Raw genomic sequence first — 13,865 nt, forward strand, 5'->3', positions numbered from 1 at the left:
ATGAGGCAGATTAGCTTATAGACAGTTACAATTTTTTGTCTATAAGCAAGGTTTGGCTCAACTTAGCTGGAGCTTCATCCGCTCTTGCATCGCCTTGATCACCGGTTTTTTCAGCATGGCAACCCCTTCAAGAAGCTTGCTCCTCCAGTTCGGTCCCCGGTCCATCGCCTCGGTCCAGACCGCCTCCAGCTCATAAGGGCGATCCTCCAGCAACACCTCGAGGAGGGCCTCCGCCTGGCGGATGTCCTTCCGGGCCTTCGCCTGACTCTCGGCCGTCTCGATCCTCATCCGGGAAACGATCAGCTTGTGGACCGCGTAGCGCTCCGGCGCCGGCACATTGATCGGCACGCCCAGCCCGTATAGGGCGACCGCGTTGATCTCGCCGTAGATCAGGAAGTCGAGGTATCGCAGAAGTTGGGCATCGCTCTTCATTGCTTTCAACTCAGTAATGCTTCCGCGCTCTGGCCCGCGCAGCGGGCACAGAAGATCGACGGCGAACTCCTCCTGATTTCCCACCCGGATGGCGTATCGCAGCGTTCGCCTCCCATCCATCGGCGATGGTATCGCCCTGAACCGCTCATCTGCTCTCTGGAGGGTAGTGAGGAGATCCTGCTCGATGGCATCGTCGACCGCCAGCGAAATCGAGTGGAATTGCGCTATGTCAAGGTCCCCGGTCTGGCCTGCCGTGTTGTCGAAACGCACCCCCAGCATAGGCGAATAGGTCTGAAATGCCGCCGATCCCACGACGACGGCCCTCAGCCGGAAGGCCCCGGCCTCTGCCAACGTCGACATGATTTTTCCAGAGAGCGGATCCGGACCGGGCAGCCGGGCCGCACGCAGGGATCGGATCATGGCAAGGCGCTCGCCGCGCACGGCTTTCAGATCGTGATGCTGATGCAATCGGGCCTGAACCTCGGAACTGTCCGGCCCCAAGTAGAGGTCTTTCTTCCTGACGCCATTCACCATGGGCATCTTCAGATACCAGAACTCCCGGCCTCCGATCGTCTGCCGGTAGGGCGCGCCCCCGGCTTCGATCAGTTCCGCGTAAGACCCTGACCAGCTGCGATCGACCATGTCGGCGTAGAGCGTCTGCAAGGAAACGGGTAGACGGTCCATAGGCACCTCCTGAAAGCCCTTGTAGACATAAATTTATTAATTGTCTATAAGCGTCCAGAGCGGTCCTATCGTTTTTCCGTTGGAACCAACCGATTATTACCGCGGCGACTGTGCCTTGATGCAGATTTTCTGGTCATTGACCAAGTCGTCGTGGAACGCGTGCCAGGTTTCGATGGCGATGCGCGCATCCCTGAGCGTGTCTTTCAGTTTATCGATGCCGTCATCAGTCAGGGCAGTGAGGGTATTGCTCATGCGCCGAGCACAAGTCATGTTGTTTCCGAAGAGCGGAACACCCATGTTTGGCAGGGAAAGACTGCTGCCCATTTCAGTGTGATCAAGACGGTTGGCCGGCGCTGCGAGAACGGCAGGGAAGGTTGAGCGCGCTCGACATTGCGAAACAGTGTCCAATGCGCGCCCCCGCAACCAAAAATCACATTGCATTACAACCGCTTAAGCCTCCCCGGGAGGCCTATTGCATTTGTGCCCCAAACGCTCCGGAAGCATATCGGAAGCAACCGGGAGCGAACACCAGCGCAGAATCGGCGGGATCACAAATCCGTGCGGGGCAGCGTCGGCCCCTGCGATGATCGCCGATGGCGCGCAGGTGCGATGCTCGGCGGCGCGCTTCCACGACGAGGCGCCGGGCCGCGCAGGGCCTGTCCGAGATGCTTGCAGCGGCGCGGGACGAGGGAGAGCTCGACCTGACCGACGCTTCCGTGGCGGCCGGGCAGTTCCTGTCCCTTCTGTGTGCTCGATCCACATGGAACTGCTCTATGGGCCGGGACCCCTTGTCGGCTCGGGAGCGATCGGCCTGTCCGGGCTTCGGTTGCGCTCTTCCTTGACGGATATCGCCCGCGGCGGCAGCCTCGAGATCCCGGCGGGGATCGGTCAGCGCCCCCAATCGGAGGAGGACAGGTTTCATGCAGAAACTGAAATGGCTTTTGCTGGCAGTTCTGGTCGCTGGGGCGGCGATCCTGACCCTGCGCCTGATCTTTCCGCTGCCGGATGTTTCTGCCCGCCCGCATGAGACCTCGCTGCCGCCGGATGCGCAGGGCCGGATCGGCCGCGCTTTCGCGGATCGGATCTCGGCCCATCCCGGCCAGACCGGCGTGGTCGCGCTTGGCAACAGCCATGATGCGCTGGCCAGCCGTCTGACCCTGGCCGATCTGGCCGAGACCTCGATCGACGCGCAATATTACATCTGGCACGACGACACTTCGGGCCTGCTGCTTCTGGACGCGTTGCACCGGGCGGCGCAGCGCGGCGTGCGGGTGCGGCTGCTTCTGGACGACAACGGCATCCCGGGGCTGGACCCTCTGCTGGCCACGCTGAACGCGCAGGAGAACTTCCAGATCCGGCTGTTCAACCCCTCGACGGTGCGCAGCCCGAAATACCTGGGCTATGCCATCGACTTCTTCCGCATGAACCGCCGGATGCACAACAAGAGCATGATCGTGGACGGCAGTGCCGCGATCATCGGCGGGCGCAATATCGGCGACGAATATTTCCAGATCGGCAATGCCTTCTATCTCGACATGGACGCGGTCGCCGTGGGCCAGGTCGTGCCGGAGACCAGTGCGGTCTTCGACGCCTATTGGAACGCCGCCTCGGTCATCGAGCTTGAGCGGGTGGTCGGCGGCGCAGGCGATATCGCCGCCTTCGAGGCGCGGACCGCCGCCCTGCGCGAGACCGACGAGGCCCGCGAATTGCTGGGCGCGGTGGAAAGCAGCGCCCGCGCCGCCATCGAGGGGAGGGTGGCGCATGAATGGACCCATGTGCAACTGGTGGCCGACGATCCGGCCAAGGGGCAGGGCATCGCCACCGAGGACCAACTGATGATCTCGCGCCTGGTGCAGACCCTCGGCGGGATCGAGACGCGGCTGGACCTGGTCTCGGCCTATTTCGTGCCGAGCCGCAGAGGCACCGATGTCTTCGCGGATCTGGCGCGCAGAGGCATCGAGGTCAATATCCTGACCAATGCGCTGAACACGTCCGACGTGCTGCTGGTCCATGCCGGCTATACGAAATACCGCCGCGACCTGCTGCAGGCCGGCGTGAAGCTTTACGAGCTGAAGCTGCGCGGGGCTCAATCCGACAAGCAGATCTTCCCGATGGGGGTTTCCGGTGCAAGCCTTCACGCCAAGACCTTCGCGGTCGATCACCGGCGCGTCTTCATCGGCTCGTTCAACTTCGATCCGCGCTCGGTCGATCTAAATTGCGAGATGGGCTTCCTGATCGACAGCCCTATGATGGCCGCGCAAGTCTCCACCGCCTTCGATGACACCATCCCGCTGGTCAGCTACCAGCCCGCGCTGACGCCCGAGGCCAACATGGTCTGGGTCGAGACCCTGCCCGAAGGCCGGACCGAGATCTACCAGCAGGAACCCGGCGCGACATGGCTCCAGCAGATCGCCATCGCGGTGATCGGTATCCTGCCGGTCGAATGGCTGTTGTGAAGGTCGGAAGGGGGATTGGGATCCGCGATGGTGCAAGCGTGAAGGGCGGAAAGCCGCCATTCGTCGCAAGTGCTACTTGCAAAAAACAGGCTCCGCAAAGCGGTCATTCGGTTCAAGGAATCGTTTACATGATATCAGACGGTTTCTCGGAGATGTCGCGCATCACTGCCGCCACCATCTTACCGTCAGCGAGCCCCTGATTTAATGCCGTACACGTCTCTTCCACGAGTGCAGCGAGTCTTGCGAAGTTCACTTCTTCGCCCGCGACAGTCTTTCGGAAGGCGCTTCTTTTGACAGCTTTAGTTTTCATGTCCCTCACGTCCTCCCTATAGTGGCAGAAGCGTATGACGCCGGAATGCTACGACCATCGCCTCTTCGGCTTCGGTGAGGACGGTGGACCGCGGCTCCGACGGTCCGGTCTTCATATCCTCGACCGTTGCGCGCTTGCGCCACTTCGCAACGGTCTTGGGGTTGATGCCCAGTTCCCGGCAACACCGTCCCCCGCGCTGCGCTGACCCGTCCGACCAGCTGGAAAGGGTGTCCGCTGGCTTGTTCCTTCGCCTCCGGCTTGGCCGGCTTCAGTTATCGAGGGGGCAAAGATCGGCAAGCGTCCGCGCGCCAAGAAAGCCCATCCCCGTCCGCATCTCGGCCAGGATGATCTCCAGCAGTCCCGCGGCGCCGGCCTCCCCTCCGGCGGCAAGGCCCCATAGCGGCGCGCGGCCCAACTGGACGGCCGAGGCGCCGAGGGCGAGGTATTTCAGCACGTCCGAGCCGCGCCGCACGCCGCTGTCGGCCAGCAGTTCGGGAACCGTGGCGGGATTGGCAGCGATGCGGTGCAGAGCCTCGGCGGTGGTCGGCAGGGCGTCGAAATTGCGCCCGCCATGGGTCGAGACCACGATGGCATCGGCGCCCTCGGCCTTGGCGCGCATGGCGTCCTCGGCGGACAGCACGCCCTTCAGGATGATCCGGCCCTGCCAGCCGTCACGCAGCGCGCGGAAATCCTGCCATGTCAGTGCCGGATCCAGGCGCAGCTCCTCGGCCATCACGGGCGACAGCAGGCCCGCGCGAAACTCGGGCGGATAGTGGCCATAGCTGGGCATTCCCCGGCGCAGGCCCGGCCGCAGGATCACCTCCCACAGCCAGCGCGGATGGCGCAGCATGTCGGTGACATTGCACGGCGTGGGCCGGAACGGCACGCCGAAGCCGTTGCGCTGGTTGTATTCGCGCTTGGGCGGCATTTGCGTGTCCACGGTCAGCACCAGCGTGTCGCAATCGCAAGCCGCGACACGGCGCAGCAACTCGGCGGTGCGGGCGCGGTCCTTCCAGACGTAAAGCTGGAACCACAGCTTGGCATCGGGGGCGCCGCGGCGGATGTCCTCGATCGGCTCAACCGATTGCGTCGAGACGGTGAAGGGTATGCCGAAGCGGCTGGCGGCACGGGCGAGTTTCGTCTCGCCCCTATCCGCCACCATGCCGGCCAGCGCGGTCGGTGCGATCACCAGCGGGGTCGGATGGCGGCGGCCTAGCAGGGTGGTCTCCAGCGAGGCGGGGCAGTCGCCGTTCAGGATGCGCGGCCGAAGCCGGACCCCGTCCAGCGAGGCGCGGATGCGGGCCAGCGAAACCTCGTCCTCGGTGCCCCGATCGATATAGTCAAACAGGCCCCTCGGCAGGCGCCGCCGCGCGGCCGCGCGGAAATCGTCCGTGTTCAGCGGCGCCATCCCCGGCGGTCCCTATGCGGCCAGCAGCTTTCTGACCTCGGTCCGCAGCCGGGCCGAGCGTTCGGGCTGACAGGCATCCAGCGGCATCAGCACCTTTTGCGCGTCGATGCCGAACAGGTCCAGCACCGATTTCATCGGGCCGGGATTGGTCTCGCCGAAGGCCGCGTTCATCATCGGCAGGGCCTGGCGGTGCAGGGCCAGCGCGCCGGCCAGGTCGCCCGCGGCCAGCATGTCGTGCATCTTGACCCAGAAGGCCGGCAGCATCGAGGCGGTGACGATGATCCCGCCCTTTGCGCCGGCGGCCATATGCACGGGGAACAGCGAGTCCTCGCCGCTGAGGATGGTGAAGTCGTCGCCGACCCCCGCCGCGACCTGCAGGAAGTGATACATGTCGGTGTTGCACGCCTTCATGCCGACGATGTTGGGGTGCCGCGACAGCTCATGCGTGACCTCGGGCGGGATGGCGACGCGGGTGCGATAGGGGATCTCGTAGATCAGCACCGGCACCGGCGAGGCGTCGGCATAGCGCATGAAATAGTCGCGCAGCCCCATCGGCGTCGGATTGGTGTAATAGGGCGTCAGCACCAGCAGGCAACTGGCGCCGGCCGCGGCGTAATCCTTGCCGGCCTTGATGGCATCGTAATAGCCGGCATCCAGCACCCCGGCCATGACGGTCTGTCCGGCCTGGCTGCGTTCGGCGCAGACAGCCACGGCATCGACCCGCGTCGCATGCGGCAGCGCGCCGTATTCGCCGGTGCCGCCGATGGGCAGCACGCCCGTGCAGCCCCCGGCATAGACGTGATCGACGAGTTTTGCCATGTCGCCGCGTGCCAGGCTGTCGTCGCCGTTCACAAGGGTCGGCAGGGCGGGGATGATCCCGCGAAGGTCTTTCGAAGTCAGCATTGTCTATCCGTTCAAGTTTATTTCTGGCGACGGTTCAGCAGTCCGACCGCGACGATCAGCACCGTCACGAACAGGAACAGGCAGGTCGAGACCGCGGCGAGCAGCGGCGAAATCGACAGCGATACCTCGTCCCAAAGCTGCTTGGGCAGGGTCGCGGACATGCCGCCCGAGGTGAAAAGCGCGATGGTCAGTTCATCGAAGCTGATGGTGAAGGCGAAAAGGAAGGCCGAGATCATGCCCGCGCCGATGATCGGCAGCGTGACCAGCCGCAGCGTGCGGATCGGCGTCGCGCCCAGGCTTTGCGCGGCCAGGTCCAGCCGGGTGTCGTAGTTGCGCAGCACCGACATGACCGTCAGCACCACATAGGGGACGGCGATGACCGTATGGCCGATGATCAGGCCCAAGTTGGTGCCGACCAGCCCGATCTTGGCATAAAGGTAGAACAGCCCGACCGACAGGATCATGTTCGGCATCACCACCGGCATCAGGGTAAAGGCCAGCAATGCCGTCTTGCCCCGCATCTTGCCGCGCACCATGAGGAAGGCGACAGGCGTGCCGATCAGCAGCGCCAGGACCGCGGTGCTGAAGCCGACGACCAGCGAGCGGGTCAGCGCGCTCATCCAGATCGGCGAGTTGAATATCTGCTGATACCATTTCAGGGTAAAGCCCTGCGGCGGCCAGTTCAGCCCGCTTTCCGCGAAGGACAGCGGGATCATCAGCAGCACCGGCAGCGTCATCACCGCCAGCAGCACAGTGACGAAGCCCACCAGCGGGCGCGGCGCGCCTTCGCGCGCGCGGCGGCGGGGAAACAGCCCGATGATCGCGTCCGAGGCATGGCCCAGCCCGGTCAGGATCGCATCTCCGATGCGCGAGAAGATCCTCTTGCGGCCGGGCCGGCCTTTCCTGGCCGAGGATTCGCCGGTCATGGTCGAAAGCCCGACGGCGCGGTCGTAAAGGACGAAGACCAGCAGCACGACCGCCAGCAGCAGCACGGCGACGGCGCTGGCAAAACCCCAGTTCATGGTCTGGATGATCTGCTCGATGATGATCTGGGTGATCATCGTCTCGCGACGGCCGCCCAGCAGGGCCGGGAAGATGAAGAAGCCGATGGCGGTGACGAAGACCATCAGCGCCCCCGAAGTCACGCCGGGGAAGGACAGCGGAAAGTAGATCTTCCAGAAGGCCATGCCGGGTTTGGCGCCCAGGGTCGAGGCGGCGCGGGTCAGGTTGCGGTCGATGTTCTCCATCACCGACAGCATGGTCAGCACCGCCAGCGGCAAGAGCGCGTGGACCATGCCGATGACGACGGCCGAGAAATTGTACATCAGCGCGATGGGCGCATCGGTGATGCCCAGCGTCTGCAACAGTTTGTTTACGACGCCGTTGCGGCCCAGCAGGATGATCCAGGCGAAGGCGCGCACCAGGAACGAGGTCCAGAAGGACAGCAGGATCCAGAACAGGATCCGGCCCTTTTTCGCTTTCGGCAGGATCGAGATTAGATAGGCTACCGGATAGCCGGCGATGACGGCAAAGATCGTGGTCACGACCGAGATCTTCAGCGTCAGCATCATCACTGTCAGATAGACCGGTGTGCCGAGCAGGCGCTGGTAGTTTTCCAGCGTAAAGCCACCGCCCTTCTGGAAGGACAGCAGGAAAAGCTGCGCCGAAGGGTAGATCAGGAAGGTCACCAGCAGCAGCACCATCGGCGCGGCCATCAGAAGCTGCTTGCTTCTGCGGCTCATCGGCCTGCGGGTCGCAGCCGGGGCGGGGATGGCGGTCATCAGGCGGCCTCGTCGGCGGGGATGGCGACGGCGTCGCGCGGATCGAAGCTCAGGCGATAGTCGCGGCCGGGCTCGGGGGCATGGGCGCTCATCGCGGTGGCGCGGGTGGCGATCAGCGGCTCGGACCCGATCGCCGGCGCGTCGAGGAAGAACTTAGTGCTGGCGCCGGTCACGCTCCAGCTGCGCAGCCTGGCGTTCAGCCCCTCGCCGGGCGTGGCCTCAAGGCGGATGTTCTGCGGCCGCAGCATGACCTTGACCGCCGCGCCATGACCCAGCGGCCGAGGCAGGGTGACGCGGATCTCGCTGGCATCGCCCAGCCGCACCACGCCCTCGCCGTCCGCGCCCGAGACGAGGCGGCCTTCCAGCAGGTTCGCCTCGCCCAGGAAATCGGCGACGAACAGCGATTGCGGGCGGAAATATAGGTCGGCCGGGCTGCCCAGCTGCGCGATCCTGCCGCCGTTCATCAGGCAGATGCGGTCCGACATGGTCATCGCCTCTTCCTGGTCGTGGGTGACATAGACGATGGTGCCGCCGATCTCCTTGTGGATGCGCAGGATCTCGAACTGCATCTGGTCGCGCAGCTTCTTGTCCAGCGCGCCCAGCGGCTCGTCCATCAGGATGACCGAGGGGCGATAGATGGTGCAGCGCGCAAGCGCCACGCGCTGCTGCTGTCCGCCGGACAGCTCCTTGGGGAAACGGTCCGCGATATGGGGCAGGCGCACCATGTCCAGCGCCTCCTGCACCAGCCGCCTGATCTCGGCCGCAGGCGTGCCGCGCATCTTCAGCGGAAAGGCGATGTTCTCGGCGATGGTCATGTGCGGGAACAGCGCATAGTTCTGGAACATCATGCCGATGTCGCGCTGATAGGGCGGTGCGTAGGTCACATCCCGGTCGTTCATCAGGATGCGCCCGCTGTCGGCCTCGGCCAGCCCGGCGATCAGGCTCAGCAGCGTGGTCTTGCCCGAGCCGGATGGCCCGAGCAGCGTCAGGAACTCGCCCTTCTCGACTTTCAGGTTGGTCGGTGCAAGGGCGACGAAGTCGCCATAGACCTTGCCCAGGCCCTGCGTTTCCAAAGTGCTCATGTCGCGATCCGTTTCCCCGGGGCCTAGCCGATGAACCAGCTGTTGAAGCGCTCGATCACCGGGTCGGCGTTCTCCAGCCAATAGGCGGCGTCGATCTGCAACCCGGTCTCGATGTTCGCCGGATAGGTCGGGCAGTTCTTGGCCGCGTCCGCCGGGATGGTTTCGAAGGCCGCCGGCTGCACCACGCCGGCCGGGAAGAACTTGACCAGCTGTGCCATGCGCGCCGGGTCCGAGGCGAACTTGATCAACTCGCGGCAGGCATCGGCATTGGGCGTGCCCTTCAGGATCGACCAGCCGTCGCAGCCCCAGATGTTCTGGTTCCAGACGATCTCGACCGGGGCGCCTGCCGCCTGCGCCGATTGTGCGCGCGACACCCAGGTCGAAATCAGATCGACCTCGCCCGAGATCAACAGCTGTTCGGCCTGCGCGCCGCTGGTCCACCAGATGTCGGTGGCGGGCTGCACCTTGTCCAGCCGGGCGAAGGCACGGTCCAGGTCCAGCGGATAGACCTGGTCCGCGGGCACGCCGTCGGCCATCAGCGCCTGTTCCAGCGTGTCATAGGGGTGGCGGCGCAGGGCGCGGCGGCCGGGGAACTTCTCGGGGTCCATCAGGTCCGCCCAGGAGGCAGGCGCCTCGCGCCCTTCAAAGGCGTCGCGGCGATAGGCCAGTACGGTGGTATAGACGTTGGTGCCGACCTGGTATTCGTTGCGGAAATGCGCCGGGATCGACTGGATCACCGCCTCGGCATCCAGTCCCACGGGTTCCAGATACTTGGTTTCGCCCGTGGTCAGTTGCAGCACTGCTGGGACCGAGATCTTGCCCATGTCCCAGGTATAGGTCCCGGTTTCCACCATCGAGCGGATCTGCGCGGTCGGCTCGGCCTGGGCCTGGGCGGGCACGACCTCGATTCCAGTCGTCTCGGTGAAGGGGCGATAGAAGATCTCTGTATAGGCCTGGGTATAGATGCCGCCGTCGTCGCGCACCACGATGCGGGTGGACTGGGCGCGCGCACCCGAGGGGCGCCAGATCGCCGGCGCGGCCAGCCCTGCAGCCGCCCCCAGCAGAAGGGTCCGACGTTTGATCGTCGGCATGGTGGGTTTCGTCATGTCACGTCTCTCCCGTTGATTGGTCTTGTCGGGTGGTCAGGCGGTCGGGCCGATGACGCGGTCGCGGTTCATCAGTCCGTCAGGGTCGATGCAGCGTTTCAGCGCGCGCATCAGGTCGAGCTCGGGGCCGGTCTTGTAGCGCTCCATCAGCCCGGTCATGGTCTGGCCGACGCCATGCTCGGCGCTGAAGGTGCCGCCAAGCGCGATGGCGATGTCGTTGACCGCGTTGCGCACCTGCGCCTCGACCACCGGGCGGTCGGGCAGCGCCGCCCAGAGGTCATGCGCAAACAGCGCGATGAAATGGATGTTGCCGTCGCCGACATGGCCCACCACGGTCACGAGAATGCCGGGATGGACCTGCATGACGGCATCCGTGGCGCGGGCGATGAATTCGGGGACGCGAGCCACCGGAACCGCCGTGTCCGAGGTGATGCTGACCCCGACCCGGGCATTCGATTCCGTCACGCTGTGGCGGATCGCCCACATCGTCTCGGCCTGCGTCAGGTTCTGCGCGATGCTGCCGTCAAGGACCAGCCCGGCCTCGAATGCCTGCTCCAGTATCTCGACCATCAACGCGTCGAGGTCGGCAGAGGCGGTATCGGCCAGTTCGACCATCAGGTGCCAGCCCTCGCGGCCCTCGACCGGCGCGGCGTGGCTGCCGTGGTCCAGCACATTGGCAAGCTGCTGGGCGTTCATCAGCTCAAAGGCCGTCAGGCTGCGCCCGGCATGGCGGCGGAACAGTTGCAGAAGCTCCAGCGCCTCGGCCGGCCCGGCGATGCGCAGCCAGCACATGCCGATCGCCGGGGCGGCGGGATAAAGCCGCATGACCGCGCCGGTGACGATGCCCAACGTGCCCTCGGCACCGATGAAAAGCTGCTTCAGGTCGTAGCCGGCGGTATCCTTGTGCAGCGCCCGCATCATGTCCAGCACCCGGCCGTCGGGCAGCACGACCTCCAGCCCCAGCGTATTCGCGCGCGTGGTGCCATAGCGCAGCACCGCCGTGCCGCCGGCATTGGTGGCGATGGTGCCGCCCAACTGGCAGCTTCCCTCGGAGCCGAGGCTGACGGGATAGAGCAACCCGTCGGCGCCGGCCGCCTCCTGCAACTGGGCGATGGTGCAGCCCGCGTCGGCGGCGATGGTCAGCCCGAAGGGGTCGACGGCGCGCAGCTTGTTGAGGCGTTCGGTCGAGACGATCACCGGCAGGCGGTCATCGGGCGTCGCCCCACCGCACAGGCTGGTATTGCCGCCTTGCGGCAGCATCGGCCAGCCATGCGCATGCAGCAGTTTGACCAGCGCTGCGACCTCGGCCGTGTCGCGCGGCTTGCAGACGCAAAGCGCGGGTGCGTGGAATTTGCGCCTTGCGTCGGTGCAATAGCCCTGGATCTCGGCCGGGTTCTCCAGCACGGCGCCGGGGCCGAGCAATGCGCGGATCTCGTCCATCAGAAGCGTGCGAGAGGACTCGTGTCGGGTCGCAGACGTCATATGATTTCCTCCAGATCCTTGGGGGCGACATCTTCGCGATGCTTCGTCCGCAGAATCGTTCCTTCCGTTCTCCTAGCTCAAATAATCGAGCAATGATAGAAAAATTTATCGTATAGGATAAATTAAGCACTTTAGTGGAGAAGTTTTATCCGCTAGACAGGGATTAGGGCCTGCGATGGCCCGCAGCACAAGGAGCGATCCCGATGAAAGATCTGAACGATGGCGGCGTGCTGGTGGTCGGTTGCGGCCGGATGGGCGGGGCGCTGCTGGACGGATGGATCGCGCAGGGATTGCAGCCCGCCAGCCTGTGGATCGAGGATCCGCATCCCGGCGAAAGGTTGCTGGCGCTTGCCGCGCAGGGCGCGCATGTCAACGCCCCCCGGCCCGTCCGGCCGGCGGTCGTGTTGCTGGCAGTCAAGCCGCAGATGATGGCGGAGGTGTTGGCGGGTCTTGCGGCGCTGCCCGGGGATGTGCCGGTGCTGTCGGTCGCGGCCGGGGTCTCGCTGCAGCAATACGGTGCGGCGCTTGGCGACCGCCCGATCATCCGGGCGATGCCCAATACGCCTGCGCTGGTCGGTCGCGGCATGACGGCGATCATCGGCAATGACCATGCCGGGTCCGGGCATCTGGCGCTTGCGACGCGGATGTTCACGGCGGTGGGCGAGGTCGTCGCCCTTGAGACCGAGGCGCAGATCGACGCGGTGACGGCGATTTCGGGTTCCGGTCCGGCCTATCTGTTCCTTTTTGCCGAGGTGCTGGAACAGGCGGCTCGCACCCTGGGCCTGTCCGAGGTGCTGGCGCGGCAGCTTGCCCGCGGCACGGTCGGCGGCGCCGCCGAGTTGATGGTAGCCAGCGGCCGCGATGCGTCCGAGCTGCGCTACGAGGTCACCAGCCCCGCCGGCACCACGGCGGCCGCGCTTGCGGTGCTGATGCGGCCGGATGGCCTGTCGGAGCTGATCGCGCGCGCGGCAGAGGCGGCCCGCGACCGTTCGGTCGCCTTGGGGTAATAGCGGACGCCGATCTTGCCCCGGCCTTATCGAGACCTTCCCGCCATCCTATGTTTACAGGGCACCAGGGCGCGGGAAAGTTCGGGGCGGGGGGAATTCGCGCGGGACAGGGATGCCGCGCAGCGGATAACGTGACGTCAGGAATGCAAGGCTGGAGAAACATGCCGATCGTGAACCAGATTGGTGACATCGCAATGAGGCAGCGCCGCACAGCCCGTCCCCGGCGGGAGCGGCCGCTGGAGCTTGGCCCGCGGCTGAAGGCGCTTCGCAAGGGCCAGCAGCTGACCTTGCAGGAGGTCGCTCGCCTGACCGGCGTATCGACCTCGGCGCTGTCCAAGATCGAGCGCAACGACCTTTCGCCGACGCTGACCACCTTGCAGCGCATCGCCAGCGGCCTTCAGGTCGAGCTGTCAGCCTTGCTGGGCGACGAGCCCGGCCACGCGCCCACCACCGGCCGCCGCAGCATTGCCCGGGCCGGGCAAGGCGACAACCTGAACAACGCCACCTGCAACAACAAGCTGCTTTGCGCGGATCTCAAGGACAAGTGCTTCACGCCCATCCGCACCGTGGTCAAGGCCCGCTCGCCCGAGGATTACGAGGCATGGGGCGTTTCGGACGGCGAGATCTTCCTGACCGTCCTCAAGGGGGAACTGGTTATCCACAGCCGGATCTACGAGCCGCTGGTGCTCTATCCCGGCGACAGCATGTATTACGATGCCTCGACCGAGCATTGCTGGACCTCGCAAGGCGATGTCGATGCCGAACTGATCTGGGTGCTGGGCACGCGGACGGCCTGAGGCAAAGACGCGCTCGCACCTCGGGGCCGGACGCGGAAAGCTTGCTGCGGCGGGATGCTGGCCAGTTGCATGGGCATCCCGCTCCGTCTGCTGAATCGCGGTGCCACAGGTCGCATGCCCGGCAAGGGGGGTGGCTTGCGGCTTTGGCGTGTTTCCTGCCGGATCATCGAACCGCGGGGGCAAGCGCCCGGCCGCTCAATTCGATCAGCGCATGCGCGGCATGGCGGCCATCCGATCGGCAGCCTGGCCCTTGGCAATGCCCGACAGGTCCGGCCCGCGTGCGTTCAGCCGCCTGACCCGGTCCGGCGGGGGCAATATTCCACTCCGGCCCGCAGCGGCCGCAGCAGATCGCGTCTTCGTCTGATCCACCCCCATTTTACGGCTCCACCTTGAGGTATGGTTTGACCATGAAGGAGG

Annotated in this window: 12 protein-coding genes and 1 pseudogene; 4 read left to right on the forward strand and 9 right to left on the reverse strand. The window is 65.3% G+C overall.

The features are described from left to right. Window positions 1-57: 57 nt before the first annotated feature. Both NBE95_RS14295 and NBE95_RS14300 read right to left on the reverse strand, forming a co-directional pair. Window positions 58-1,116 (reverse strand): GSU2403 family nucleotidyltransferase fold protein, encoded by a 1,059-nt coding sequence (locus tag NBE95_RS14295; protein WP_289894923.1) that lies wholly within the window; start codon window positions 1,114-1,116, stop codon window positions 58-60. Window positions 1,117-1,212: 96 nt separating this feature from the next. After that, window positions 1,213-1,368: a hypothetical protein gene (locus NBE95_RS14300; RefSeq protein ID WP_289894924.1), complete on the reverse strand. Its 156-nt coding sequence runs from the start codon at window positions 1,366-1,368 to the stop codon at window positions 1,213-1,215. 413 nt (window positions 1,369-1,781) lie between these two features. Here NBE95_RS14300 and NBE95_RS22425 point away from each other — a divergent pair, with 413 nt between their 5' ends. Both NBE95_RS22425 and NBE95_RS14305 read left to right on the forward strand, forming a co-directional pair. After that, a complete protein-coding gene (locus NBE95_RS22425) occupies window positions 1,782-1,958 on the forward strand; it encodes a TetR/AcrR family transcriptional regulator C-terminal domain-containing protein (protein WP_354670359.1) in 177 nt (58 codons plus the stop codon). 78 nt (window positions 1,959-2,036) lie between these two features. Then, on the forward strand, window positions 2,037-3,572 hold the full coding sequence (locus NBE95_RS14305; protein WP_289894925.1) for a phospholipase D family protein: 1,536 nt from the start codon (window positions 2,037-2,039) through the stop codon (window positions 3,570-3,572). Between the two features lie 329 nt (window positions 3,573-3,901). Here the strand turns inward: NBE95_RS14305 and NBE95_RS14310 are convergent. The 7 genes and pseudogenes from NBE95_RS14310 to NBE95_RS14340 form a co-directional block, all read right to left on the reverse strand. Continuing rightward, window positions 3,902-4,054, reverse strand: a pseudogene (locus tag NBE95_RS14310) (IS481 family transposase); the annotation flags it as partial. A 96-nt stretch (window positions 4,055-4,150) separates the two neighbouring features. Further along, window positions 4,151-5,290: an alpha-hydroxy acid oxidase gene (locus NBE95_RS14315; protein ID WP_289894926.1), complete on the reverse strand. Its 1,140-nt coding sequence runs from the start codon at window positions 5,288-5,290 to the stop codon at window positions 4,151-4,153. A 12-nt stretch (window positions 5,291-5,302) separates the two neighbouring features. Further along, window positions 5,303-6,193, reverse strand: coding sequence for a dihydrodipicolinate synthase family protein (locus NBE95_RS14320; RefSeq protein ID WP_289894927.1), 891 nt, complete (start codon window positions 6,191-6,193; stop codon window positions 5,303-5,305). A gap of 17 nt (window positions 6,194-6,210) precedes the next feature. Beyond that, window positions 6,211-7,935, reverse strand: coding sequence for an ABC transporter permease subunit (locus tag NBE95_RS14325; RefSeq protein WP_289894928.1), 1,725 nt, complete (start codon window positions 7,933-7,935; stop codon window positions 6,211-6,213). Window positions 7,936-7,973: 38 nt separating this feature from the next. Then, on the reverse strand, window positions 7,974-9,056 hold the full coding sequence (locus tag NBE95_RS14330; protein WP_289894929.1) for an ABC transporter ATP-binding protein: 1,083 nt from the start codon (window positions 9,054-9,056) through the stop codon (window positions 7,974-7,976). A 23-nt stretch (window positions 9,057-9,079) separates the two neighbouring features. Then, complete coding sequence (locus NBE95_RS14335) at window positions 9,080-10,162, reverse strand: ABC transporter substrate-binding protein (protein ID WP_289894930.1); 1,083 nt, start codon at window positions 10,160-10,162, stop codon at window positions 9,080-9,082. Between the two features lie 36 nt (window positions 10,163-10,198). Next, window positions 10,199-11,644 (reverse strand): FAD-binding oxidoreductase, encoded by a 1,446-nt coding sequence (locus NBE95_RS14340; protein ID WP_289894931.1) that lies wholly within the window; start codon window positions 11,642-11,644, stop codon window positions 10,199-10,201. 203 nt (window positions 11,645-11,847) lie between these two features. On the opposite strand from NBE95_RS14340, the gene proC reads away from it, so the two are divergent. Then, window positions 11,848-12,651, forward strand: a complete 804-nt coding sequence (gene proC, locus NBE95_RS14345; RefSeq protein WP_289894932.1) for a pyrroline-5-carboxylate reductase — start codon at window positions 11,848-11,850, stop codon at window positions 12,649-12,651. 194 nt (window positions 12,652-12,845) lie between these two features. Continuing rightward, window positions 12,846-13,448: an XRE family transcriptional regulator gene (locus NBE95_RS14350; RefSeq protein WP_199259142.1), complete on the forward strand. Its 603-nt coding sequence runs from the start codon at window positions 12,846-12,848 to the stop codon at window positions 13,446-13,448. The last annotated feature ends 417 nt before the right edge of the window (window positions 13,449-13,865 follow it).

This window comes from Paracoccus sp. TOH, assembly GCF_030388245.1.
Classification (GTDB): Bacteria; Pseudomonadota; Alphaproteobacteria; order Rhodobacterales; family Rhodobacteraceae; genus Paracoccus; species Paracoccus simplex.

Excerpts from the sequence above, each read along its gene's own strand:
- NBE95_RS14295 (WP_289894923.1), bottom strand. The coding sequence starts at position 1,116 with ATGGACCGTCTACCCGTTTCCTTGCAGACGCTCTACGCCGACATGGTC.
- NBE95_RS14300 (WP_289894924.1), bottom strand. The coding sequence starts at position 1,368 with ATGAGCAATACCCTCACTGCCCTGACTGATGACGGCATCGATAAACTG.
- NBE95_RS22425 (WP_354670359.1), top strand. The coding sequence starts at position 1,782 with ATGCTTGCAGCGGCGCGGGACGAGGGAGAGCTCGACCTGACCGACGCT.
- NBE95_RS14305 (WP_289894925.1), top strand. The coding sequence starts at position 2,037 with ATGCAGAAACTGAAATGGCTTTTGCTGGCAGTTCTGGTCGCTGGGGCG.
- NBE95_RS14315 (WP_289894926.1), bottom strand. The coding sequence starts at position 5,290 with ATGGCGCCGCTGAACACGGACGATTTCCGCGCGGCCGCGCGGCGGCGC.
- NBE95_RS14320 (WP_289894927.1), bottom strand. The coding sequence starts at position 6,193 with ATGCTGACTTCGAAAGACCTTCGCGGGATCATCCCCGCCCTGCCGACC.
- NBE95_RS14325 (WP_289894928.1), bottom strand. The coding sequence starts at position 7,935 with ATGAGCCGCAGAAGCAAGCAGCTTCTGATGGCCGCGCCGATGGTGCTG.
- NBE95_RS14330 (WP_289894929.1), bottom strand. The coding sequence starts at position 9,056 with ATGAGCACTTTGGAAACGCAGGGCCTGGGCAAGGTCTATGGCGACTTC.
- NBE95_RS14335 (WP_289894930.1), bottom strand. The coding sequence starts at position 10,162 with ATGACGAAACCCACCATGCCGACGATCAAACGTCGGACCCTTCTGCTG.
- NBE95_RS14340 (WP_289894931.1), bottom strand. The coding sequence starts at position 11,644 with ATGACGTCTGCGACCCGACACGAGTCCTCTCGCACGCTTCTGATGGAC.
- proC (WP_289894932.1), top strand. The coding sequence starts at position 11,848 with ATGAAAGATCTGAACGATGGCGGCGTGCTGGTGGTCGGTTGCGGCCGG.
- NBE95_RS14350 (WP_199259142.1), top strand. The coding sequence starts at position 12,846 with ATGAGGCAGCGCCGCACAGCCCGTCCCCGGCGGGAGCGGCCGCTGGAG.